Annotated in this window: 17 protein-coding genes and 1 pseudogene; 9 read left to right on the forward strand and 9 right to left on the reverse strand. The window is 72.8% G+C overall.

Going from position 1 to position 23,407, the window contains the following annotated elements:
• Position 1: 1 nt before the first annotated feature.
• Positions 2–469 carry a hypothetical protein gene (locus ACSU53_RS07980; RefSeq protein ID WP_437025946.1) on the reverse strand — a complete coding sequence of 156 codons (468 nt, stop codon included), beginning with the start codon at positions 467–469 and terminating at the stop codon, positions 2–4.
• A gap of 331 nt (positions 470–800) precedes the next feature.
• On the opposite strand from ACSU53_RS07980, the gene ACSU53_RS07985 reads away from it, so the two are divergent.
• Positions 801–3,338, forward strand: a complete 2,538-nt coding sequence (locus ACSU53_RS07985; RefSeq protein ID WP_437025947.1) for a protein kinase domain-containing protein — start codon at positions 801–803, stop codon at positions 3,336–3,338.
• A 134-nt stretch (positions 3,339–3,472) separates the two neighbouring features.
• Positions 3,473–5,782 (forward strand): protein kinase domain-containing protein, encoded by a 2,310-nt coding sequence (locus ACSU53_RS07990; RefSeq protein ID WP_437025949.1) that lies wholly within the window; start codon positions 3,473–3,475, stop codon positions 5,780–5,782.
• Between the two features lie 101 nt (positions 5,783–5,883).
• Here ACSU53_RS07990 and ACSU53_RS07995 read toward each other — a convergent pair whose 3' ends face one another.
• The 6 genes from ACSU53_RS07995 to ACSU53_RS08020 all read right to left on the reverse strand — a co-directional run bounded on the left by ACSU53_RS07995 (position 5,884) and on the right by ACSU53_RS08020 (position 13,110).
• Positions 5,884–7,302, reverse strand: a complete 1,419-nt coding sequence (locus tag ACSU53_RS07995; RefSeq protein ID WP_437025951.1) for an NAD(P)/FAD-dependent oxidoreductase — start codon at positions 7,300–7,302, stop codon at positions 5,884–5,886.
• Between the two features lie 78 nt (positions 7,303–7,380).
• Positions 7,381–8,181: an ABC transporter permease gene (locus ACSU53_RS08000; RefSeq protein WP_437025953.1), complete on the reverse strand. Its 801-nt coding sequence runs from the start codon at positions 8,179–8,181 to the stop codon at positions 7,381–7,383.
• Positions 8,182–8,183: 2 nt separating this feature from the next.
• Positions 8,184–9,107 carry an ABC transporter permease gene (locus ACSU53_RS08005; protein ID WP_437025955.1) on the reverse strand — a complete coding sequence of 308 codons (924 nt, stop codon included), beginning with the start codon at positions 9,105–9,107 and terminating at the stop codon, positions 8,184–8,186.
• Positions 9,107–10,273, reverse strand: coding sequence for an ABC transporter ATP-binding protein (locus ACSU53_RS08010; RefSeq protein WP_437025957.1), 1,167 nt, complete (start codon positions 10,271–10,273; stop codon positions 9,107–9,109). The genes ACSU53_RS08005 and ACSU53_RS08010 overlap by 1 nt, the downstream gene beginning before the upstream one ends.
• A 4-nt stretch (positions 10,274–10,277) precedes the next feature.
• A complete protein-coding gene (locus ACSU53_RS08015) occupies positions 10,278–11,525 on the reverse strand; it encodes a polyamine ABC transporter substrate-binding protein (RefSeq protein WP_437025959.1) in 1,248 nt (415 codons plus the stop codon).
• Between the two features lie 49 nt (positions 11,526–11,574).
• Positions 11,575–13,110, reverse strand: coding sequence for a gamma-aminobutyraldehyde dehydrogenase (locus ACSU53_RS08020; protein WP_437025961.1), 1,536 nt, complete (start codon positions 13,108–13,110; stop codon positions 11,575–11,577).
• A gap of 230 nt (positions 13,111–13,340) precedes the next feature.
• Between ACSU53_RS08020 and ACSU53_RS08025 the strand changes: the two genes are divergently transcribed.
• Complete coding sequence (locus ACSU53_RS08025) at positions 13,341–13,946, forward strand: NADAR family protein (protein WP_437025963.1); 606 nt, start codon at positions 13,341–13,343, stop codon at positions 13,944–13,946.
• 366 nt (positions 13,947–14,312) lie between these two features.
• Here the strand turns inward: ACSU53_RS08025 and ACSU53_RS08030 are convergent, their stop codons facing one another.
• Positions 14,313–15,068: a DUF4190 domain-containing protein gene (locus ACSU53_RS08030; protein WP_437025965.1), complete on the reverse strand. Its 756-nt coding sequence runs from the start codon at positions 15,066–15,068 to the stop codon at positions 14,313–14,315.
• A gap of 147 nt (positions 15,069–15,215) precedes the next feature.
• On the opposite strand from ACSU53_RS08030, the pseudogene ACSU53_RS08035 reads away from it, so the two are divergent.
• Both ACSU53_RS08035 and ACSU53_RS08040 read left to right on the forward strand, forming a co-directional pair.
• A pseudogene (locus tag ACSU53_RS08035) lies at positions 15,216–16,311 on the forward strand (adenosine deaminase).
• A complete protein-coding gene (locus tag ACSU53_RS08040) occupies positions 16,308–17,060 on the forward strand; it encodes a glycerophosphodiester phosphodiesterase (RefSeq protein ID WP_437025967.1) in 753 nt (250 codons plus the stop codon). Before ACSU53_RS08035 ends, ACSU53_RS08040 begins: the two are co-directional and overlap by 4 nt.
• Positions 17,061–17,265: 205 nt before the next feature.
• Here ACSU53_RS08040 and ACSU53_RS08045 read toward each other — a convergent pair whose 3' ends face one another.
• On the reverse strand, positions 17,266–18,705 hold the full coding sequence (locus tag ACSU53_RS08045) for a gamma-aminobutyraldehyde dehydrogenase (RefSeq protein WP_437025969.1): 1,440 nt from the start codon (positions 18,703–18,705) through the stop codon (positions 17,266–17,268).
• Positions 18,706–18,886: 181 nt separating this feature from the next.
• Between ACSU53_RS08045 and ACSU53_RS08050 the strand changes: the two genes are divergently transcribed.
• The 4 genes from ACSU53_RS08050 (at position 18,887) to ACSU53_RS08065 (ending at position 23,151) form a co-directional block, all read left to right on the forward strand.
• On the forward strand, positions 18,887–19,405 hold the full coding sequence (locus tag ACSU53_RS08050) for an Lrp/AsnC family transcriptional regulator (protein WP_437025970.1): 519 nt from the start codon (positions 18,887–18,889) through the stop codon (positions 19,403–19,405).
• Positions 19,406–19,407: 2 nt separating this feature from the next.
• Entirely contained in the window at positions 19,408–20,781 is a 1,374-nt protein-coding gene (locus tag ACSU53_RS08055; RefSeq protein WP_437025972.1) for an aspartate aminotransferase family protein, read from the forward strand.
• A gap of 244 nt (positions 20,782–21,025) precedes the next feature.
• Positions 21,026–21,775, forward strand: a complete 750-nt coding sequence (locus ACSU53_RS08060) for an ABC transporter ATP-binding protein (protein WP_437025974.1) — start codon at positions 21,026–21,028, stop codon at positions 21,773–21,775.
• Positions 21,757–23,151 carry a hypothetical protein gene (locus ACSU53_RS08065; RefSeq protein ID WP_437025976.1) on the forward strand — a complete coding sequence of 465 codons (1,395 nt, stop codon included), beginning with the start codon at positions 21,757–21,759 and terminating at the stop codon, positions 23,149–23,151. The genes ACSU53_RS08060 and ACSU53_RS08065 overlap by 19 nt, the downstream gene beginning before the upstream one ends.
• Positions 23,152–23,407: the final 256 nt, after the last annotated feature.

Genomic DNA, 23,407 nt, shown 5'->3' on the forward strand with positions numbered 1-23,407 from the left:
CTCACGCGTCGTCCGGCTCGCGCCCCTCCCCCGCGAGACCCGCCGCCGCCTCGTGCATCGCCAGTTCGAGCAGGGCCGGATCGGTGAGCGTGCCGGACCCGTCCGGCGGGATCAGCCAGCGGATGCCGCCGGACGTCATCCGCTGCGGATGCGGGACGACGATCCAGGTGCCCGCCCCGGCCGTGCGGATCCCGGTGCCCAGCCAGCGCGCGGCCGTACCGGGTGGCACCAGGAACCCGATGCGCGCGTCGCCGAAGTCGGCGAGCACCGGCCCCGGTTGGTCCAGCACCCGGCACAGCACGTCCAGCGTCGGCCGCCCGAGCCGGCCCGGCAGGATCAGCACGTCCCAGCCCCTGCCCGCGGGCAGCAGGGCGACGCCCAGCGGATCCTCCTCCCACTCCCGCAGACAGGACTCGGGATCGGGCGCGACCGACGCCAGCCAGGCGACCGCGGTCCTCACACCAGCCATGAAGAGACCTCCCTCTCATTCGTCGACGCGGGTGCGCGTCACGGAGGGAGAGGCGGTTCGACGGGGGGCATTACGCGGGTCGGGGCTCCTCGTTGGGGTGAGGCGGGTCACAGGAGAGTTGACGCGGCACCCCCTGCGTGGCGTCCGGCCCGGACGTGGCGCCGGAGGCACCGGCCGCCGGTGCGCCGGCTCGTCCTGGTCCCGACGCCCCGCGCGGCGGGAACGGCTTCCCTCGCACCACCGTCGGCGGGTGGCGTTCGGGCCCGGGGGATGCGAGGCTTGATCGTCGGGCGGCCGACGAGGTGATGACGGGTCAACGGGGGTGTGCACCATGGTGGTTGACGTGCCGGGCGAGAGGCGCCGCGCAGTGCTCCGCGCGTTGCCGGACCGGGCACCACGACGCGTCGGCCCGTACCGCATCCTCGCGCGCCTCGGCGCGGGCGGTATGGGCGAGGTCTACCTCGGCGCCGACACCCGCTCCGGGACCGGACACGACGACGTGGGACCGCAGTTGGCGGCGGTCAAGACCGTGCGGCCCGAACTGGTCGGGGACGGGGCGTTCCGTGACCGGTTCCGCCGCGAGATGGACACGGCCCGCGCGGTCGAGAGCCGTTTCACCGCCCGGCTGCTGGCCGGCGACGCGGAGGCCGCACAACCCTGGCTGGCCACCGAGTACGTGGCCGGTCCTACCCTGGAGCGCGCGGTCCGCGAGGCGGGACCGCTCCCCGTGGAGACCGTGCGGGCCCTCGGGCTCGACCTCGTGCGGGGGTTGAGCGGCATCCACCACGCCCGCGTCCAGCACCGCGACCTGAAGCCCTCGAACGTCCTGATCGGCCGGAACAGCGCCAAGGTGATCGACTTCGGCATCGCGCGCGCCTTCGGCGCCGACACGATGACCGCGACCGGGGCGGTGATCGGCTCGCCGGGACACATGTCGCCCGAGCACGTGCTGGGCGGGCGGCACGTGGTGGCGGCGTCCGACGTCTTCTGCCTGGCGTCGCTCCTGTGCTACGCGGCCACCGGCAGGTCCCCTTTCGGTGACGGCCCGCTGGCCGCCGTGCTCTACCGGATCTCCCAGGCCGAAGCCGACCTCTCCGAAGTACCCGCCGACGTGCGGGAACTGATCGAGGACTGCCTGTCCCGCGACCCCGCCCACCGTCCCGACACGGCCGCCCTGGAGGGCCGCTTCCGCGCGGCGGCCGGGGCCGGGGAGACGGAGGGCACGGAGGCCGGTTGGGCCGTCTGGCCGCCCGTCGTACGGGAGTCGGTGGCCGCGCACGAGGCCGAGGTGGCCGCCGCTGTCGCGGCGGCGGGCCCGCTCGCCACCCCGGTGCCGACGATGCCCGGCGCCTCCCCCGTACACAGCGCGGAGACGGTCACCCGCCCGCCGGACCGTGACCCGGCCGCCGCCCCGCCGGGCGGGCTCCCTTCCGGAGCGCGCACCGGCGGGCGACGGCGCACCGTCGTCGCCGTGGTGGCGACTGCGGTCGCCGTCGGCGTGCTGGGCGCCGTCGGGCTCCGGACGCTGCAGAACGGTGGCGGGGACGAGGACCGGAGTGCCGGCACGGGGTCGGGGACGTCCACCGGACCGTCGGCCTCCCCGTCGGCGGGGACCGTGGCGGACGGCACCGGGCTCGACCGGCTCGGCGTCGAACGCAGCCGGTACTTCCCCGCGGACCCCGCCTCCCGGCCGGACGGCTGGAAACCGTGGTCGGGGAGGCTGACGGAGCGGCCGTGGAGCTGCGCGCTCAGCAGCGAGGTCCTGGTGTGCCGCACGCTCGACGGCGGACTGGAGGCCGTGCGCCCGTCCGACGGCAAGCCGCTGTGGAAGGCGGCCTCGCCCTCCCCCCGCGGCCGTGCCATGAGCAGCAACAGGGGTGTGGTTCTCCCGGGCCGCGGCACCGGCCCGCTGATCCAGGGCGGCACCGTCGTCACCCTGGAGGCCGGCGTGGTGCGGGGCCGTTCGGCCACGGACGGCACGGTCCGCTGGGAGAGCGACACGGGCGCCGGCGAGGAGGTCGAGGTCCACGGCGACCCCCTGCTCGGCGACGGAGCGGCGTTCTTCACCCTGGGCGGCGCCGGGAGCATCTACGCGGTCGACGTCAGCAGCGGCAAGCGGCTGTGGACGGCGGAACTGGCCGCGCACGACCCGGCCACGGCCGGGTACGGCATGCAGCGCGCCGAGATCTTCGTGGAGGGCAGGCTCATCGCCCTGACCGACGGCGGCCTGGTCGCGTTCGACGCCCGGAGCGGGAAACGGACACCGGTGCCCGTGCGGGGCGACAACGGCTGCACCGCGATGCGCTCCCACGGCGGGCAGGTCTACTGCGACATCGAGGGTCAGGACACCGTGACCCTGGACGCGGTCACCCTGCGCGAGGTCCCACCGGACGAGGACCCCCAGGCCCGCGCCCCGCAGGCCGCAGGCGTGGTGGCCGCGGCGGGCAGGGAGTACGCCCTGGGACCGGGCGACTCCGGAGGCACGGTCGAACTCGTCGACCTCTCGGCCACCGACGCGGCCGGACGAGCCCCCCGCACCGTCGGCGCACCAGCCGGACCGGAGCCGGACGAGGCGGAGAACGCGAAGGCCGGAGCCCTCCACTCGGAGCCGGTGATCGTCGGCCCCACCGCGCTGTTCGCCGACAACCGGGCTTTGCACACCCTGCCCCTGCGCGGCGGGAAGAGCGTCCGGCACGCGATCGAGGGAGCACCCGGCAACCGACCGCCCGGCGGTGCCGACGCCAAAGACCCCGGAGATTTCGAAGACGTCCAGAACAAGGTGTGGGCCCCCGAGGTCATCTCGCTCGGCGGAGTGCTCTACCTCGTCTTCCACGACGGAACCGTCCGGTCCCTCGAACTTCCCGGCTGAGCGCCCCGGCCGGCCCGCCGCCCGGCAGGACGCCCCTCGGCCCCGCCCCGCGCTCCCCGACCCCTGCCTCCTCCGTCCGTGACCTCCGACCGTCCGTCGAACCATGACGGCCAACCGTTCCGGAAAGGTACCGCGTGCTGCGCCCGCTGGAAGCCGACGCCCCGTACGCCATCGGCCCGTACCGGCTGCTCGCCGGACTCGGTTCCGGCGGCATGGGCACCGTCCATCTCGCCGTCCCGGCCGGCGGCGGGGCCGGGGACCTGGTCGCGCTGAAGACCGTCCGCCGCGATCTGGAGCAGGAGGACGCCTTCCGGGTCCGGTTCCGGCGTGAGGCGGAGGCGGCGCGTGCCGTCCGCGGACCGTACGTCTCCGCGCTCGTCGACGCCGCTCCGGAAGCGGAACGGCCATGGCTGGCCACCCAGTACGTCGCCGGGCCCTCGCTCGACGAGGCGGTGGCCGGGCGGGGGCCGCTCCCCGTCCCCGTGGTACGAGGACTCGGTGTGGCCGTGGCCCGTGGACTGGCGGCGGTGCACGGCGCCCGGCTCGTCCACCGGGATCTGAAGCCGGCGAACATCGTCCTCGGCGCCGACGGGCCTCGGCTGATCGACTTCGGCATCGCCCAGGCGTACGACGCGACCGCGCTCACCGCGACCGGGGTCATGGTCGGCTCACCGGGCTTCATGTCTCCCGAACACGTCGCGGGCGACCGGTCCGTGAGCAGTGCGTCCGACGTCTTCTGCCTCGGCGCGGTGCTCTGCTTCGCCGCGACCGGCCACGGGCCGTTCGAGGACACCGAACTCGCCGCGATCGTGCACCGCATCGCCCAGGGGCGGCCCGACCTGTCCCGGGTGCCGGAGGAGTTGCGGCGGACCATCGCCGACTGCCTGCACCGGGACCCCGGCCGCAGACCCACGACCGCCGAGCTGATCCGCGCCCTGGACGCCTCGCCCGCACCGGACCGCCCGGGCGTCCCCCCGGCACCCCCCACGGGTCCCTTCCCCTGGCCGGACCACGTGCGCGAACTGATCGGCGCGTACGAGACCGCCGTGACCGCCGCCCTGACGGCTCCCCCGAGACCCCGGGCGGCGGCTCCGGCCGCCGTCGCCGCCTCCACCGGGGAGGCCGGAACGGGGCAGGGCCCGGAGCCGGGCCTCCGGGGCGCCGGCCGGCCGACGAGGACGCGCCTGCGCCGGCTGGGCCTCGCCGCCGGCGTGGGGCTTCTGTCCGGGACACTGATCGCCGCCGCGCTGCTGCTCGTCCAGGGCGACGACCCCGGCGGGGAGAACGGCGGGGCGTCACCGGGGCAGACCGGCGGGACGCGGAGCCCCTCGGCCGCGGCGCCCGCGCGCACCGCCCCCGTGGCCTCCAGCGGGATGACCGACTTCGGTCCCGACGCCCTGGACCGCACGCTCCAGCCCGACGACTGGCGCCCCTGGGCGGCTTCCTTCGACGCGCCCGGCGTGGCGGACGACTGCGCGCTCAGCCGCGGTGTGCTCGTCTGCCGCCTCTACGACGAGACGACACGGCAGAGCAGGCTGGAGGCGAGGAGCGCCTCCGAGGGTTCCCGGCTGTGGACCTACCCCGCCAAGGGCGAACCCTCGGGACAGCTGGGCGTCGGTCACTTCGGCGTGGACGACCGGCACGTCTACGTCCGGGCCGCCGCCGGGGACGGTTTCGACGTGCTGGACCTGTCCGACGGGGAGCCGGTCGCCCGGCTGCCCGGCCGGACCGGGTACGACCCGGCGGCCGTCCGCGTCCACGACGGGCGGATCGTGGTCTCGTACGCGGGCGGCGCCGGACCGGGGCACTCCGGCAACATGCTCTTCCGCGGGTACGACGCCGGCGACCGTACCCAGTTGTGGGAGCGGGTGATTCCCTGGGCATTCCCGCTGGACCTGGACATCGTGGGCGACCGCGTGTGGATCACCGGCACGCAGAAGACACAGACCCTGGACCCGGCCACGGGGAAAACCCTGGCCAGCGCCCCCTGGGTGTGCGAGACGCACATCCGCGACGCCCTCTACGACGTGTGCGGCGGCACCATCGTGGACGCCCGGACCCTGCGGCAGGTGCACAGGTCCGAGCTCCGGTCGCCGGAGGCTGTGAGCCGTGACGGCCTGCTCCTCGTCGAGGGGGACGGCCGCCGGCAGGGCTCCCGGTACCTCCGGACGGTCGATGCGCGCAGCGGAAAGGAGCAGTGGTCGGTGACCTGGAGCCCCGGGGACGCCGTGGCCGTCGCCGGGGACCGCCTGCTGATCCTCGGGGCCGGCGGGGCCCGTGCGTTCGCCCTCGACGACGGGACGCCGGAAGGGGAGTTCCGGACCGTCCGGAACTGGCCCCGGGACGACGGACGCAGCGCCCAGCCGACCACGGCGCTGGTGTCCGGTGGCGCCTACTTCCTCACGTTCGCCGACGGTACGGTGATGAGCGCCCCGGTCCCGTGAGTCCCGGCCGTGGGCGGCCCGTCGCCCGGCGGCCCGCCTCCCTGCGCACGCGGTGCGGCCGGGCAGGGCACGGGAAGCCCCGGGCGTCAGGGCCCCGGCCGTCAGCTGTCGAACCCCAGCCCCACCCGGTCCATCGCGCGCAGCCAGAGGTTGCGGCGGCCCTCCCGGGCATCCGCGCGGGCCAGGGACCACTTGGTGAGGGTGATGCCGGCCCAGGCGAACGGCTCCGGGGGGAAGGGAAGCGGCTTGTTGCGCACCATCTCCAGTTCCGTCCGCTCGGTGCGCTCCCCCGCCAGCAGGTCCAGCATCACCTCGGCGCCGAAGCGGGTGGCGCCCACGCCGAGGCCGGTGTATCCGGCGGCGTAGGCGACGCGGCCCGCGTGGGCGGTGCCGAAGAAGGCGGAGAAGCGGGAGCAGGTGTCGATGGCGCCGCCCCAGGCGTGGGTGAAGCGCAGGCCCTCCAGTTGCGGGAAGCAGGTGAAGAAGTGGCCGGCGAGGCGGGCGTAGGTCTCGGGGCGGTCGTCGTACTCGGCGCGGACCCGGCCGCCGTAGGGGTAGACGGCGTCGTAGCCGCCCCACAGGATCCGGTTGTCGGCGGACAGGCGGAAGTAGTGGAACTGGTTGGCGCTGTCGCCGAGGCCCTGCCGGTTCTTCCAGCCGACCGAGGCCAGTTGGGCTTCGGTGAGGGGCTCGGTCATCAGCGCGTAGTCGTAGACCGGCACGGTGTACGGGCGGACCCGGCGCACCAGGCTGGGGAAGACGTTGGTGCCGAGGGCGACCCGGCGGGCGCGGACGCGTCCGTACGGGGTGCGCACGCCCATGCCGGCGCCGGCCTGCTTCAGGTCGAGGGCGGGTGTGTGCTCGTACACGCGGACGCCGAGGTCGAGGCAGGCGCGCTTCAGGCCCCAGGCCAGCTTGGCAGGGTGCAGCATGGCCACGCCCCGGCGGTCCCAGAGGCCGGCGTGGAAAGTGGGCGAGTCGACCTGTTGCCGGACCGCGTCGGTGTCCAGGAACTCGATGCCGTCGGCGAGGCCGGCCCGGTCGATCTCCTCGTACCAGGCGCGCAGTTCGCGGGCCTGGTACGGCTCGGTGGCGACATCGAGCTCTCCGGTGCGTTCGAAGTCGCAGTCGATGGCGTAGCGGGCGACCGTCTCCTCGATGGCGTCGAGGTTGCGGGCGCCCAGTTCCTCCAGGCGGTGGATCTCGTCCGGCCAGCGGGTCAGGCCGTTGGGCAGGCCGTGGGTGAGGGAGGCGGCGCAGAACCCGCCGTTGCGGCCGGAGGCGGCCCACCCCACCTCGCGGCCCTCCAGCAGCACCACGTCCCGGCCGGGGTCGCGCTCCTTGGCGAGCAGCGCGGTCCACAGTCCGCTGTAGCCGCCGCCGACGACCAGCAGGTCGCAGGTCTCGGTGCCGGTGAGGGCGGGCTCGGGGTCCGGCCGGCCGGGGTCGTCCAGCCAGTAGGCGGCCGGCCGGGCCTCGGAGAGGGACTGTGTCCAACGGCTCATGGCGGCTGGGGCCATGATGTCAACTCCCTACGAGTGGTGCGGTGTTCCTGCTGACGCCGGTGCGGCGGTCACGCCTTCTGGCGCTTGCAGCGGTCACGCCCTTTGCCGCTTGCGGCGGTTGCCGATCGCCATCGAGACCAGCACCAGCAGGACGGCGACGACGAACATGGCCGTCCCGATGACGTTGATCTGCACGGGTGTGCCGCGCTGGGCGGAGCCCCAGACGAACATCGGGAAGGTGACGGTCGAGCCGGCGTTGAAGTTGGTGATGATGAAGTCGTCGAAGGACAGGGCGAAGGCGAGCAGCGCGCCGGCCGCGATGCCGGGGGCGGCGATCGGCAGGGTGATCCGCCAGAAGGTCTGGAACGGTCCGGCGTACAGGTCCTGGGCGGCCTGTTCCAGCCTCGGGTCCATCGACATCACGCGCGCCTTGACGGCGACCACGACGAAGCTGAGGCAGAACATGATGTGGGCGATGAGGATCGTCCAGAAGCCGAGCTGGGCCCCCATGTTGAGGAACAGGGTCAGCAGCGAGGCCGCCATGACGACCTCGGGCATCGCCATCGGCAGGAAGATCAGCGAGTTGACCGCGCCCCGGGCCCGGAACCGGTAGCGGACCAGGGCGAAGGCGATCAGCGTGCCGAGCAGGGTCGCTCCGAGGGTCGCCCACAATGCGATCTGGAGGCTGAGCGACAGCGAGGCGCACATGCCGGAGACTCCGCAGGGATCCCGCCAGGCGTCCGTGGAGAACTCCTGCCACTCGTAGTTGAAGCGTCCCTTGGGGTTGTTGAAGGAGAAGACGGTGACGACGACGTTGGGCAGCAGCAGGTACGCGAGGGTGAGCAGTCCCGCGATCACGACGAGGTGGCGCTTGAGCCAGGTGACGAAGGCCATTGTTAAACCAGATCCTCCGTGCCGGACCTGCGGATGTAGAAGGTGACCATGAAGAGGATCGCGGCCATCAGGATGAAGGAGAGGGCCGCGGCCGTCGGATAGTCGAGGATCCGCAGGAATTGGGACTGGATGACGTTGCCGACCATGCGGGTCTCGGTCGAGCCGAGGAGGTCCGCGTTGATGTAGTCGCCGGTCGCCGGGATGAAGGTCAGCAGCGTGCCGGAGACCACGCCCGGCATCGACAGCGGGAAGGTGACCTTGCGGAAGGTCGTGGAGGGCTTCGCGTAGAGGTCGTTCGCCGCCTCGTGCAGGCGGGGGTCGATGCGCTCCAGCGAGGTGTACAGCGGCAGGATCATGAACGGCAGGAAGTTGTACGTCAGACCGCAGACGACCGCCAGCGGGGTGGCGAGCACCCGGTCGCCGGCCGTCCAGCCGAGCCAGGCGGTGACGTCCAGGACGTGCAGCGCGTCCAGGGCGCCGACCACCGGTCCGCCGTCGGCGAGGATCGTCTTCCAGGCGAGGGTGCGGATCAGGAAGCTGGTGAAGAACGGCGCGATCACCAGGATCATGATCAGGTTCCGCCAGCGTCCCGCGCGGAAGGCGATCAGGTACGCCAGCGGGTAGCCGAGCAGCAGGCACAGCACGGTCGCGGAGGCCGCGTAGAACACGGAGCGGACGAACTGCGGCCAGTACTCGGACAGGGCGTCCCAGTAGGTCGCGAAGTGCCAGGTGACCCGGTAGCCCTCCTCCAGAGAGCCGGTCTGGACGGACGTGGACGCCTGGTAGATCACCGGCAGGGCGAAGAAGACGACCAGCCACAGCAGGCCCGGCAGCAGGAGCAGGTACGGCGTCCAGCGGCCCCGTTTGCGGGGCGGTTTCCGTTCGGGGGCGGGCGCCACCGGTGGCGCCTGGGTGACCGCGGCCATCAGGCGACCTCTTCCTCGACGGTCTCCACCCCGGCGTCGATGTCCTGGGCGGCGTCCAGGCCGAAGGTGTGGGCCGGGTTCCAGTGCAGGACCACCTCGGCGCCGGGCACCAGCCGGGCGTCGCGGTCGATGTTCTGCACGTAGACCTCGAAGTCGGTGCAGACGGGGCTGTCGACGACGAACTGCGTGGAGACGCCGATGAAGCTGGAGTCGGCGATCCGGCCGGTGATGCGGTTGCGGCCCTCGGGTATCTCCCCGGCGTCGTCGGCGTGGGTGAGGGAGATCTTCTCCGGGCGCACCCCCACCAGCACCTTCCCGCCGGCCGTGGTGGCCGCGCTGCTGCGGGCCCGGGGCAGGACCAGCTTGCCGCCGCCCGCCTTCAGCACGATGTCCTCGCCGCTGCGCGAGTCGACCTCGGCCTCGATGAAGTTGGAGGTGCCGAGGAAGTTGGCGACGAAGGTGGTCCGCGGGTTCTCGTACAGCTCGGTGGGCGCGCCCAGCTGCTCGACCCGGCCGGCGTTCATCACGGCCACGGTGTCGGCCATGGTCATGGCCTCCTCCTGGTCGTGCGTGACGTGCACGAAGGTGATGCCGACCTCGGTCTGGATCCGCTTCAGCTCCAGCTGCATCTGGCGGCGCAGCTTCAGGTCGAGGGCGCCGAGCGGTTCGTCGAGCAGCAGCACCCTGGGGTGGTTGATCAGGGCGCGGGCGACCGCGACGCGCTGCTGCTGGCCGCCGGAGAGCTGGTGCGGCTTCTTGCGGGCCTGCTCGCCGAGCTGGACCAGCTCCAGCATCTCCTCGACCTGCTTCTTCACGCTCTTGATGCCGCGCCGGCGCAGGCCGAAGGCGACGTTCTCGAAGATGTCGAGGTGCGGGAAGAGCGCGTAGGACTGGAAGACGGTGTTCACCGGGCGCTTGTACGGCGGGAGCGCCGTGACGTCCTGGTCGCCGAGGTGGACGGTGCCTGCCGAGGGCTCCTCCAGGCCGGCGATCATCCGCAGGGTGGTGGTCTTGCCGCAGCCGGAGGCGCCGAGCAGGGCGAAGAAGGAGCCCTGCGGGACGGTGAGGTCGAGCGGGTGGACGGCGGTGAAGGCGCCGTAGGTCTTGCTGATGCCGGTGAGGCGGACGTCGCCGCCGTGGCCCGTGGTGTCCTGGGTGGTCTTCATCTGGTCACGCCCCCGTCAGCTTCGCGAACTTCTCTTCGAACGCCGTCTCTTCCTCGGAGCTCAGCGAGCGGAAGGCACGGGACTTGGCCTGCATCGCCTTGTCGGGGAGGATCAGCGGGTTGTTCGCCGCGTCCTCGTCCAGCTTGGCGAGCTCGTCCTTCACTCCCTCGACCGGGCAGACGAAGTTGATGTAGGCGGCGAGTTCGGCGGCCGGTTTCGGCTCGAAGTAGTAGTCGATGAGCCGTTCGGCGTTGGTCTTGTGACGCGCCTTGTTGGGGATCAGCATGTTGTCGCTGGACGTCATGTAGCCGCTGTCCGGGATCAGGAACTCGATGTCCGGGTTGTCCGCCTTGAGCTGCACGATGTCGCCGGCCCAGGCCAGGCAGGCGGCGATGTCGCCCTTGGTGAGGTCGGCGGTGTAGTCGTTGCCGGTGAAGCGGCGGATCTGGCTCTTGTCCACGGCCTTCTGCAGCCGCGCGATCGCCGCGTCGTAGTCGTCGGCGGTGAACTTGGCCGGGTCCTTGCCCATGTCCAGCAGCGTCATCCCGATGGTGTCGCGCATCTCGGTGAGCAGTCCGACCCGGCCCTTCAGCTTCGGGTTGTCCAGCAGGTCGGAGAGGGTCTTCACCTCGATGCCGTCGAGCGCCTTCTTGTTGTAGGCGAGGACGGTGGAGATGCCCTGCCAGGGATAGGAGTAGGCGCGTCCGGGGTCCCAGTCGGGGTTGCGGAACTGCGCCGAGAGGTTGGTGAAGGCGTGCGGCAGGTTGGAGGGGTCCAGCTTCTGCACCCAGCCGAGCCGGATCAGGCGGGCGGCCAGCCAGTCGGTGAGCACGATGATGTCGCGCCCGGTGTCCTGGCCTGCGGCCATCTGCGGCTTGATCTTCCCGAAGAACTCGGTGTTGTCGTTGATGTCCTCGGTGTACTTGACCTTGATGCCGGTGCGCCGGGTGAACGCGTCCAGCGTCGGGTGGTTCCGCCCGCTGTCGTCGACGTCCATGTACTCGGTCCAGTTGGAGAAGTTGACGCTCTTCTCCTTCGCCGAGTGGTCCTCCGCCGAGACGCCGCCCTCGGTGTTCCCGGCCGCGGGGATGCCGCAGGCGCCGAGTGCCCCGGCGCCGCCGATCGCGAGTGCGCCGCCGGCGGAGGCGCGCAGCAGGGAACGGCGGGTCAGGGAGGCCCGGCCGTTGCGGAAGCTGCGCCGCATGGCGGCCACCTGGGCCGGGGAGAGGCGGTCGGGCTCGTACTGCTCCATGCGCGTGGTGCCCTTTCGGGAGGGGGCCGCGGGTCGGGCGGCCAGGCTGCTATCGGTCCCCGAAGATCGTGCGGTGCCAGTCCTTGCGGACCACCGCCGTGTTGTCGAACATGACGTGCTTGACCTGCGTGTACTCCTCGAAGGAGTACGCGGACATGTCCTTGCCGAAGCCGGACGCCTTGTAGCCGCCGTGCGGCATCTCGCTGATGATCGGGATGTGGTCGTTGATCCACACGCATCCCGCCTTGATCTCGCGCGTGGCCCGTCCCGTCCGGTACACGTCACGGCTCCAGGCGGAGGCGGCGAGCCCGTAGGGGGTGTCGTTGGCCAGCGCGAGGCCCTCGTCGTCGCTGTCGAACGGCAGGACCACCAGGACCGGTCCGAAGATCTCCGACTGCACGATCTCGCTGTCCTGCGGGGCGTCCGCGACGAGAGTGGGGCGATAGTACGCGCCGTCCGCCAGTTCGCCCAGAGGCGCTTCGCCGCCGGTCACGATCCGGGCGTAGCCGCGCGCCCGGTCGACGAACCCGGCCACCCTGTCGCGCTGTGTGTGCGAGATCAGCGGGCCGAGGTCGGTGCCGGGGGCGAAGGGGTCGCCGAGCCGTACCGACTCCATCAGGGCGGCGGTCCGTTCGACGAACTCCTCGTAGAGGGGGCGCTGCACGTAGGCGCGGGTGGCGGCGGTGCAGTCCTGGCCGGTGTTGATGAGGGCCCCGGCGACCGCGCCGTTGACGGCGGCGTCGAGGTCGGCGTCGTCGAAGACGACGAAGGGGGCTTTGCCGCCGAGTTCGAGGTGGATGCGCTTGACGGTGGCAGTGGCGAGTTCGGCGACCCGCTTGCCGACGGCGGTGGAGCCGGTGAAGGAGGTCATGGCCACGTCGGGGTGGCCCACCAGGTGCTCCCCGGCCTCCTTGCCGGTGCCGGTGACGATGTTGATCACGCCGTCCGGGATGCCGGCGTCGGTGGCGGCCTGCGCGAAGAGCAGCGAGGTCAGCGGGGTCAGCTCGGCGGGCTTGAGCACGATGGTGTTGCCCGCGGCGATCGCCGGGAGGATCTTCCAGGCGGCCATCTGGAGGGGGTAGTTCCAGGGGGCGATGGAACCGACGACGCCGATGGGTTCGCGGCGGACGTAGGAGGTGTGGTCGCCGGAGTACTCGCCGGCCGACTGGCCCTGGAGGTGGCGGGCGGCGCCGGCGAAGTAGGCGATGTTGTCGATGGTGCCCGGCACGTCGAACTCGCGGCTCAGCTTCAGCGGCTTGCCGCACTGCAGCGACTCGGCCCGCGCGAACTCCTCGGCGCGGTCGGCGACCACGGCCGCGAAGCGGTGCATCGCGTCGGACCGTTCGCCGGGGGTGGCGCCGGCCCAGCCGGGGAACGCCGCGCGGGCGGCGGCGACGGCCGCGTCGACGTCGTCGGTGCCGGCCAGTTCGTAGGTCAGGACCTCGGTGCCGGTGGCGGGGTCGACGACCGCGTGGGTGCGGCCCGAGGTGCCCCGGGTGAGGCGTCCGGCGATGAACTGCGCGCCGTCCGCCCAGCGGTCCTTGGCCGGAAATCGCTCCGGGGTGGCGTGGCCCGGGTTGTGCATGTCGCTCTCCTCCGTGTCCCCGAGAGGGGGCGGCGTGGCTGCAGCTCGATTTGAGTGCCGATCCTGACAGAGGGACCGCACTCCAACAAGTGATTCCGTTGTTGCCTTTTGGTTACGCGACGGAATCTGTCGACCAGATGTCCAGCGGCCACGGAAAAGGGCGGACAGAGTGTCCGTGGTGGCTGGCAGACTCACGTGCACGGAACAGATACACGGCCAGGGGGGCGCCCGTGAACGGGACGACGGGGACGATCGGCTCGCGGCAGGAGCTGATCGAGGCGCTGCGGGGTGGCGCGCGGGTGAAGTTCCTGCACTTCTGGGGGCACCGGCCGCTGCCGGACGGCCGGATCGGGGCGAGCTGCCTGAGCCAGTGGTGGCCGTCGCCGTTCACGGTGGACGGCGTCCGGTACGCCACGGCGGAGTACTGGATGATGGCCGAAAAGGCCCGGTTGTTCGGGGACCGTGAGGCGGAGCGGCAGATCCTGGCCGCGGACCACCCGGGGGCCGCGCAGAAGGCGGGCCGCCGGGTGCGGGGGTTCGACGAGGAGGTGTGGCGCCGGGAGCGGTTCCGGATCGTCGTCGAAGGCAGCGTGCACAAGTTCGCCGCCGATCCCGCCCTGCGGTCGTTCCTGCTGGGCACGGCCGGGCGGGACGGGTCCGCGCCGGCTCCGGACGCGGGCGGCCGGGTGCTGGTCGAGGCCAGCCCGGTGGACCGCATCTGGGGCATCGGGCTCGCGGCGAACGACGAGCGGGCGGACGACCCCGAACGCTGGCGGGGGGAGAACCTGCTGGGCTTCGCGCTGATGGCGGCCCGGGAGCGGCTGCGCGGGGGGTGAACGGGGCGGCTGCGGGCCGCCCGACGGGACGGCCCGCAGCCGGCAGCGCAGGCGAGGCGCGGCTCCGGGCGGAGGCGGAGGGGGCGGCGGCGGACCGGAGGAGTCGTCGCTTCCCCGACGCCGGCGCGGCCGGCCGCGGCCGGGCCTCCCTGCCGCGTGCGGCCGGGCCTCCCCGCCGCGTGCGCGGGGAGATGCCCGTGCGGGGCGGCCCGGTCGTGCGCACGGTCGTCGTCGTGCGCGGGTGCGTGAGGCGCGCGGGGTGCCTGTGGTGACTGAGGTGTCTCGGACACCACAGCGCCTCACATGCCTTCAGGCGCCTCAGATTCCGTCAGGCGCCTCACACGACCTCAGGTGCCTCAGCTGCCTTCAGGCGCCTCGGAGAACGGCAGGCGCGGTGGCCGCCGGGCGCTGGACGCCGTAGTAGTACTCGTCGTCCTGGTAGCTGTCGTCCTCGCTGTTGACCGCGATCACGATGCTCACGATGAGCAGGGTCATCACGGCGAGCCCGAGGACGAGGCCGATGATGCCGGTGATCAGACCGGCCTGGGCCTGCCCGTGGTTGTCGGCCAGCCCTTCCGCGGCCTTCCTGCGCCCCTTGATGCCGAACACGATGGCCAGGGCGCCGAGCACCACGGAGACCACCCCGTAGGCGCAGAACATGCAGCAGGCCAGGATGCCGAGCACCATCGCCGCGGTGCCCGCGCCGTTCTGCGGCGGCAGCGGCATGCCGGTCCAGCCGTAGCCCTGCGGGTAGCCGGGGTAGCCGTGGGGCGACGGGCCGCCGGGCCCCATGAAGCCGCCGGGCGGCACCGCGGCGCCGGGGCCGGTGGGGGCCGGCGGCGGAGGCGGCACCGCGCCACCGGGAGGACCGAACGGCGAGCCGCCCGGCGGCGTCGCTCCGGGCGGCGTCGGACCGACGGCCGGCATGGAGACGACGGTGGGCTGGTCGTGCACGGACGGCGGCTGTGCCCCGCCCTGGCCGCCCGCGGGGGACGGCGTCCCGGGTATCGACTGCCCGGCCCCCGTCCCGTCGCCCTTGGTGAGCGAGGTCCTGTGCTCCGGCGGAGCCCAGGGGTCGTTGCCGCCCGCCGGACCACCGCCGGGCTGTGTCGCGTCCGTCATTCTGGGTTGTCCCCCCTGGTCGATCGTCCCGCCATGCTACGGCGCCCTCCGCGTCCCCCCGCCCGGGGGCACCCGGCGGCCTCCCCCCACCGCCTACGATGACCGGGAGTCACCGATCAGCCGATCATCCGCGCCCCGCCGCCCGTCGTGGTCCGGGACGCCGTCCCCGGGGAGGACCCCCTTGATCGAACATCTCGTCGAGCCGCGCGTGCCACGCGATCTGAAGGACTTCATCGCGGGTCTGCCCAAGGCCGAACTGCACGTCCACCATGTCGGCTCCGCCTCCCCGCGGATCGTCTCCGAACTGGCCGCCCGGCACCCGGACTCCACGGTCCCCGCCGACCCCGAGGCCTTGGCCGAGTACTTCACGTTCACCGACTTCGCCCACTTCATCGACGTGTACCTGTCGGTCGTCGACCTCGTCCGCACGCCGGAGGACGTCCGGCTGCTGACGTACGAGGTGGCCCGCGAGCTGGCGCGCCAGCAGGTGCGGTACGCCGAGCTGACGATCACACCGTTCTCGTCCACCCGTCGCGGGATCGACGAACGGGCCTTCATGGACGCCATCGAGGACGCCCGCAAGGCGGCCGAGAGCGAGTTCGGGACCGTGCTGCGCTGGTGCTTCGACATCCCCGGCGAAGCGGGTCTGGAGGCGGCCGAGGAGACCACCCGGCTGGCCACCGACGACCGGCTGCGCCCGGAGGGCCTGGTGTCCTTCGGTCTCGGCGGCCCGGAGATCGGGGTGCCCCGCCCGCAGTTCAAGCCCTACTTCGACCGCGCCCGCGCTGCCGGCCTGCGTTCGGTGCCGCACGCCGGGGAGACCACCGGACCGCAGACGGTGTGGGACGCCCTGAACGAGCTGGGGGCCGAGCGCATCGGGCACGGCACCAGTTCCGCCCGGGACCCGGAGCTGCTGCGGCACCTGGCCGAGCACCGCATCGCGCTGGAGGTCTGCCCCACCTCCAACATCGCCACCCGGGCGGTGACCGACCTCGACGAGCACCCGATCAAGGAGTTCGTGCGGGCCGGTGTGCTGGTCACCGTCAACTCCGACGACCCGCCGATGTTCGGCACGTCCCTCAACAACGAGTACGCGGTCGCGGCCCGGCTGCTGGACCTGGACGAGCGGGGCGTGGCCGAACTGGCGAAGAACGCGGTCGAGGCGTCCTTCCTGGACACGGCCGGCAAGGCGGCCCTGAGCGCCGAGATCGACGCCTTCACCACGTCGTGGCTCGCCCGTTGACCGCCCCCGCGGGGCCGTCCGAGTCGGAGCCGTCCGTTCCCGCGCTGCGCGTCCGGGCCGTCGCCCACCGCGGTGACCCCTACCGGGTCCGCGAGAACACCCTCGCCTCCCTGCGGTCGGCGCTGCGGCGGGGTGCGGACGCGGTCGAGATCGACGTCCGGCTCACCCGTGACGGCGTGCCGGTCCTGCTGCACGACGCGACCCTGAAGCGGCTGTGGCAGCATGAGCGGCCGCTCGCGGTCCTGTCCCGGGACGAGGTGCGGGGGCTGACCGGCGACGGCGTCCCGGCACTGGCGGACGCGCTGGCGGCGACCGACGGTCACCGTGTCCTGATCGACCTCCCCGGCTCCCCGGACCTGCGGTCGGTGCGCCGCGTCGTCGACGTGGTGCGGGCCTGCGACGCGCGGGAGCGCGTGTACTACTGCGCAGGGGCCGAGACGATGCTGACCCTCCGGGCCGCCGACCCGTCGGCCGAGATCGCGCTCACCCGCACCAGCGCGGCACCGCCCCGCCCAGCCCTGGTCGAGGCGATCCGGCCGCGCTGGCTGAACTACCGCTTCGGCCTGGTCGACCGCGCCCTGGCCGACCGGGTCCACGCCGACGGCCTGCTGCTCGCGGCCTGGACCCCGGACACCCGCCGCGCCATGCGCCGCCTTCTCGCCCTCGGCGTCGACTCCGTCACCACCAACCGCGTCGACGTGCTGTGCGCCCTGCGGGACGCCTCGCGACGGCCGGGGCGGCGCCGGTAGGGCCGCGTCAGGCGCCGGGCTCCGTGCCCGGAGGGGCGACGGGAGAGCGGCCGGGGCGGCCCCGCCCGGGACGACGTCCCGCGCCCGGCTTCGGCCGCCACCCGTGCCACGGTCGCGGCAGCGACGCGGCTGCGGCCACACGCGCGACTGCCCCGGGCCGCGTCCGTGCGGCCCGGGGCAGTCGTGCGACGGTGCCCGCGAAGCGTCAGGCGTCCAGCGACGTCATCACGTGCTTGACGCGCGTGTAGTCGTCGAAGCCGTACGCCGAGAGGTCCTTGCCGTAGCCGGACTTCTTGAAGCCGCCGTGCGGCATCTCCGCGACCAGCGGGATGTGGGTGTTGATCCACACGCAGCCGAAGTCGAGCCTCCGGGACATCCGCATCGCACGGGAGTGGTCCTTGGTCCACACCGAGGAGGCCAGCGCGTACTCGACGCCGTTGGCGTACTCGACGGCCTGGTCCTCGTCGGTGAAGCGCTGGACGGTGATGACCGGGCCGAAGACCTCCTTCTGGATGATCTCGTCGTCCTGGTTCAGGCCCGAGACGACGGTCGGCGCGTAGAAGTAGCCCCGGTCACCGACGCGCTTGCCGCCGGCCTCCACCCGGGCGTGGGCGGGCAGCCGCTCGATGAAGCCCTCGACCTGCTTGAGCTGGTTGGGGTTGTTCAGCGGGCCGTAGAGGACGTCCTCGTCGTCGGGCATGCCGGTCTTGATGTCGGCGGCGGCCTTGGCGAGCTGGGAGACGAACTCGTCGTGGATGGACTCGTGGACGAGGACGCGGGTGGCGGCCGTGCAGTCCTGGCCGGCGTTGAAGAAGCCCGCCTCGGAGATGCCCTCGACGGCCTTGGCGATGTCGGTGTCCTCGAAGACGACGACCGGGGCCTTGCCGCCCAGCTCCAGGTGGACCCGCTTGAGGTCCTTGGAGGCGGACTCGGCCACCGACATGCCCGCGCGCACCGAACCGGTGATGGAGGCCATCGCCGGGGTGGGGTGCTCGACCATCAGGCGGCCGGTGTCACGGTCGCCGCAGACCACGTTGAAGACGCCCTTGGGCAGCACCGAGCCGAGGATCTCGGCGAGCAGCACGGTGGAGGCCGGCGTGGTGTCCGAGGGCTTGAGGACGACGGTGTTGCCGGCGGCGATCGCCGGGGCGAACTTCCACACGGCCATCATCATCGGGTAGTTCCAGGGCGCGACCTGGGCGCAGACGCCCACCGGCTCGCGGCGCACGAAGGAGGTCAGGCCTTCCATGTACTCGCCGGCGCCCTTGCCCTCCAGCATCCGGGCCGCACCCGCGAAGAAGCGGATCTGGTCGACCATCGGCGGGATCTCCTCGGTGCGGGTCAGCCCGATGGGCTTGCCCGTGTTCTCCACCTCGGCCGCGATGAGTTCCTCGGCCCGCTCCTCGAAGGCGTCGGCGATCTTCAGCAGGGCCTTCTGCCGCTCGGCCGGGGTGGTGTCCCGCCAGCCGGGGAACGCCTCGGCGGCGGCGGCCATCGCGGCGTCCACGTCCGCCTGGCCGGACAGCGGAGCGGTCGCGTAGGCCTCGCCCGTCGCGGGGTTGACCACCTCGGTGGTCCGTCCGTCGGCGGCGTCCCGGAACTCACCGCCGATGTAGTTGCGCAGACGACGCAGCTCGGTGCTCACTGCAAGCCCTCCTGGTGCTCCTGGTCGTTGTCCGAGGTGTCCAACCTCTGAGACACCCACCCTAGTCCGACCTCTGACGTTTTCAACACCCCCGACCGCCCGGCATCTGCGAAATCCGCACGATAACGACCCGGCAACAACGAATTTCATCGATCGAGCCTTGCGAAACTGTCGAGACGTCGTGCACAGTGACCCCGTGGCCAGTCGAAGCGCAGAACCGAGGGACTCCAAGGAGTCCAAGAACGGCGGCGGCCCGCAGCTCGACGCCGTCTCCCTCGCCATCATCGAGCAGCTGCAGGAGGACGGCCGCCGGCCGTACGCGGCCATCGGCAAGGCCGTGGGCCTGTCGGAGGCGGCGGTGCGCCAGCGGGTGCAGAAGCTGCTCGACCAGGGCGTGATGCAGATCGTCGCCGTCACGGACCCGCTCACCGTGGGCTTCCGCCGCCAGGCGATGGTGGGTGTCAACGTCGAGGGCGACGTGGACGCCGCCGCCGACGCGCTGGCCGCGATGTCCGAGTGCGAGTACGTGGTGATGACCGCGGGCTCGTTCGACCTCATGGTCGAGATCGTCTGCGAGGACGACGACCACCTCCTGGAGGTCATCAACAAACGCATCCGGGCCGTGCCCGGCGTGCGCTCCACCGAGAGCTTCGTCTACCTCAAGCTCAAGAAGCAGACCTACATGTGGGGAACCCGATAATCGTGAGCAGCGACAGCCCCAAGGACCTCAGCCGGTCCGCGTACGACCACCTGTGGATGCACTTCACCCGCATGTCCTCGTACGAGAACGCCTCCGTCCCCACCATCGTCCGCGGTGAGGGCACCCACATCTACGACGACCAGGGCAAGCGGTACCTCGACGGTCTCGCCGGCCTGTTCGTCGTCCAGGCCGGACACGGCCGCACCGAACTCGCCGAGACGGCCCTGAAGCAGGCGCAGGAACTGGCCTTCTTCCCGATCTGGTCCTACGCCCACCCCAAGGCCGTGGAACTGGCGGAGCGGCTCGCCCACGAGGCGCCGGGCGACCTGAACAAGGTCTTCTTCACCACCGGTGGCGGCGAGGCGGTTGAGACCGCCTGGAAGCTGGCCAAGCAGTACTTCAAGCTCACCGGCAAGCCGACCAAGTACAAGGTCATCTCCCGCGCGGTGGCCTACCACGGCACCCCGCAGGGCGCCCTGTCCATCACCGGACTGCCCGCCCTGAAGGCCCCGTTCGAGCCGCTGGTGCCGGGCGCGCACAAGGTGCCCAACACCAACCTCTACCGCGCGCCGATCCACGGCGACGACCCGGAGGCCTTCGGCCGCTGGGCCGCCGACCAGATCGAGCAGCAGATCCTCTTCGAGGGCCCGGACACGGTCGCCGCGGTCTTCCTGGAGCCGGTGCAGAACGCGGGCGGCTGCTTCCCGCCCCCGCCCGGCTACTTCCAGCGGGTCCGCGAGATCTGCGACCAGTACGACGTACTGCTCGTGTCGGACGAGGTCATCTGCGCCTTCGGCCGCCTCGGCACCACCTTCGCCTGCGACAAGTTCGGCTACGTCCCGGACATGATCACCTGCGCCAAGGGCATGACCTCGGGCTACTCCCCCATCGGCGCCTGCGTCATCTCCGACCGGCTGGCCGAGCCGTTCTACTCGGGCGACAACACCTTCCTGCACGGCTACACCTTCGGCGGCCACCCCGTCTCGGCCGCGGTCGGCCTGGCCAACCTCGACCTGTTCGAGCGCGAGGGCCTGAACCAGCACGTGCTGGACAACGAGGGCGCCTTCCGCGCCACCCTGGAGAAGCTGCTGGACCTGCCGATCGTCGGCGACGTCCGCGGCAACGGCTTCTTCTACGGCATCGAACTGGTCAAGGACAAGGCCACCAAGGAGTCCTTCGACGCCGAGGAGACCGAGCGCGTCCTGTACGGCTTCCTCTCCAAGAAGCTGTTCGAGAACGGCCTGTACTGCCGTGCCGACGACCGCGGCGACCCCGTCGTCCAGCTCGCCCCGCCGCTGATCTCGAACCAGGAGACGTTCGACGAGATCGAGCAGATCCTGCGCGCGACGCTCACGGAGGCGTGGACGAAGCTGTAGGCCGGAGCCCGCGGTCACGGACCGTGGGCCGTCCGAGGTTGTGATCTTCCCTTTGGATGATCAACACCGGCCCCGGAGCCACCCGTTCGAGTGAGAAACGGAGGCCCGGGGCCGCGTGCTGTCCGGCCTCCCCGCGTCGCCTGCCTAGCGTGCCAGTGACCGATCGGCCCTGCGTTTCGTTCCCCCGCACGGGGGATTTCCCGAACCGCGCACGGCATTTCCGATCCGAACCGAGGTGTACGCCATGGTGGCCCCACCGGACAACGACGTGCTCTGGGCGCGCGCCCTGCACTACCGGCACAACGACGGCTCCCCCGGGCTGAGCGGGGTCTCGCTCGGCGTCCGGGAGGGCGAGATCCTCGCCGTCGGCGGGCCGCGCGGAAGCGGCAAGACGACCCTGCTGCGCTGCCTGTCCGGCCTGGTGCCCGTGCACAGCGGAGAGGTCTGGTTCAACAGCGGCCCCGTGCACACCCTCGGCCCGGTGGCCCGCGAGCGGCTGCGCCGCGAGCGCTTCGGCTGGATCGACCCCGCCCCGGTCCTGGTCCCCGAGCTGAACGTGTGGGAGAACGCGGCGCTGCCCCTGATGCTGCGCGGCGTCGGCCGGCGCCGCGCCAAGACCGCCGCCCTCGAATGGCTGGAGCGCCTCGACGTCGGCGACAAGTCCCGTCGGAACCCCGCGGAACTGGTGCACGCCGAGCGGCAGCGGGTCTGCATCGCCCGGGCCCTCGCCCCGGCCCCCACCGTGCTGTTCGCCGACGAACCGACCGCGCCGCTGCACCGCGCCGACCGACGGCACGTGCTGCGCACCCTGACCACGGCGGCCCGCTCGCACGGCATCACCGTGGTCCTGGCGACCTCCGACCCGGACACCGCGGCCCTCGCGGACCGCACGGTGTCGCTGCTCGACGGGCGGCGCGTGCGGACCGTGCACCTGCCGCCGGTCTCCGGCACCACCGAGGCGGAAGGCCGGGCCGCGTGCTCGCTCTCCGTCTGACCCGCGGCGCCCATCCCGCCGTCCACCTGCGCCGCCTGCTGGTCGCGGCGGCCTCGGCGGGCACCGGCTTCCTGCTCCTGTGCGCGCTCGGCCACGCGCTGGGCCACACCGCCGAACCCCCCGCCTCGGCACTGCGCCTCGCCTGGTGCGCCGCCCCGCTCGCGGCCACGGTGTACCTCGCGATCGCGGTGGCCCGGACCGACCCGGGCACCCGGCCCCGTCCGGGCCTGTCGGCGGTCGGGCTCGGTCCGGCCCGTCTGATGCTCGTCTCGGCCGCCACCACCGTCCTGTCCTGCACGGCCGGCTCGCTGGTGGCGCTGCTGGTCTTCCTGCACCTGCGCGGCGACCTCACCGGCGTCCCCGTCGACGGCGACGGCAGCGACTTCCTGGCCGCCGGGCAGCCCCTGCCGGTCCCGGCCACCCTCACGCTGCTGGCCCTGGTGCCGCTGACCGCGTCGGCCACGGTCGCGATGGCCCTGCGCCCGCGCGAGGAAGCGGCTCCGGCGACGGCCGCCCGCGGCTTCGGACGGTTCGGGGCGTACGCGCGCACCGCGCAGCGCGAGACCTTCGGGGCGTACGGCCGCTTCGGCAAGCACCTGGTGACGGCCGGCCGCCTCCCCCAGCCGGCCGGCACGGCACAGGCCCCGGACGGGACGGCGCCGGACGGCACGGAACCGCTACGGGGTCAGGCACAGCGGGCCGCGGCCGGCGGCGTGGCGGGCGACGCCGCCACCGTGGAGGCCGGGACCGCCGGGACGACCGCCGCGAGCGTCCCGCCGGCCACCCCGCTCGCCGCGCCGTCGGGGCTGCCGTGGGGCATCGCGGTGCTGGCCATGGGGCTGGCCGTGGAGGCCCTCACCAGCCCGTCGGACTCCGGCGGCACGCCCGGTGACCGGCCCGGCGCCCTGGTGGGCCTGGTGCTCGCCGCGATCGGGCTCGCCCTGGCCGGACCCGGCCTCACCCACCTGTGCGGACGGCTCCTGCAGACGGCACGCCCCGGCGCCCTGCGGCTGCTGGCCGGACGGGTCCTGATGGCGGAGTCCACCCGCATCGGCCGTCCGATCGGCGTGGTCTGCGCGGTCACGGCGGCCACTTACGCCATGGCGGCCCTGCGCTACCCGGAGGCCGGGGCCATCGGCCCGCTCACGGTGCTGGGGGCGGCCCTGGTCACCGGCTGCACGGTCGCGACCCTGCTGACGGCGGCCGTCGAGGCCCGGCAGGCCCGCGCCGACACCACGGCCGCCCTGCTGCTGCTCGGCGCGCCCCCGGCGACGCTGCGCAAGGCCGCGGCCGTGCGGGCCGGAGCGCTCCTCGCCCTGTTCGGTCCCCTGACCCTGGCCGTGGCGCAGGTGTCCGCGCTGCCGCTCACGCGCTGAGCCTCGCGGCCCGACGAACCTGCTGCCGGGCCTGCCGGGCTGCTGTGCCTGCCGGGCTGCCCGGTCGTGCGGTGGGTGATCCGGGGCCCGCCGGCCGGTCGGCCTGACGACCCTGTGGTGCGGTGTCCCGCGGTGGGGTGTCCCACGGTGCGGTGTCCCGCGGTGGTGTCCCGCTGGCCGAACACCCGCCGCCCGCACCCCCGCCGCTCGGACTCCCGCCGCTCGGACCCCCGCCGCACCGGGCAGCCCGTCCGGC

Origin of the sequence: Streptomyces sp. enrichment culture (assembly GCF_964273255.1) — a bacterium.
GTDB lineage: Bacteria > Actinomycetota > Actinomycetes > Streptomycetales > Streptomycetaceae > Streptomyces.

What these genes read in the sequence shown, in the direction of transcription:
- ACSU53_RS07995 (WP_437025951.1), bottom strand. Translation starts at nt 7,302, where the DNA reads ATGGCCCCAGCCGCCATGAGCCGTTGGACACAGTCCCTCTCCGAGGCC.
- ACSU53_RS08015 (WP_437025959.1), bottom strand. Translation starts at nt 11,525, where the DNA reads ATGGAGCAGTACGAGCCCGACCGCCTCTCCCCGGCCCAGGTGGCCGCC.
- ACSU53_RS08020 (WP_437025961.1), bottom strand. Translation starts at nt 13,110, where the DNA reads ATGCACAACCCGGGCCACGCCACCCCGGAGCGATTTCCGGCCAAGGAC.
- ACSU53_RS08010 (WP_437025957.1), bottom strand. Translation starts at nt 10,273, where the DNA reads ATGAAGACCACCCAGGACACCACGGGCCACGGCGGCGACGTCCGCCTC.
- ACSU53_RS07980 (WP_437025946.1), bottom strand. Translation starts at nt 469, where the DNA reads ATGGCTGGTGTGAGGACCGCGGTCGCCTGGCTGGCGTCGGTCGCGCCC.
- ACSU53_RS08030 (WP_437025965.1), bottom strand. Translation starts at nt 15,068, where the DNA reads ATGACGGACGCGACACAGCCCGGCGGTGGTCCGGCGGGCGGCAACGAC.
- ACSU53_RS08005 (WP_437025955.1), bottom strand. Translation starts at nt 9,107, where the DNA reads ATGGCCGCGGTCACCCAGGCGCCACCGGTGGCGCCCGCCCCCGAACGG.
- ACSU53_RS08000 (WP_437025953.1), bottom strand. Translation starts at nt 8,181, where the DNA reads ATGGCCTTCGTCACCTGGCTCAAGCGCCACCTCGTCGTGATCGCGGGA.
- ACSU53_RS08060 (WP_437025974.1), top strand. Translation starts at nt 21,026, where the DNA reads ATGGTGGCCCCACCGGACAACGACGTGCTCTGGGCGCGCGCCCTGCAC.
- ACSU53_RS07985 (WP_437025947.1), top strand. Translation starts at nt 801, where the DNA reads ATGGTGGTTGACGTGCCGGGCGAGAGGCGCCGCGCAGTGCTCCGCGCG.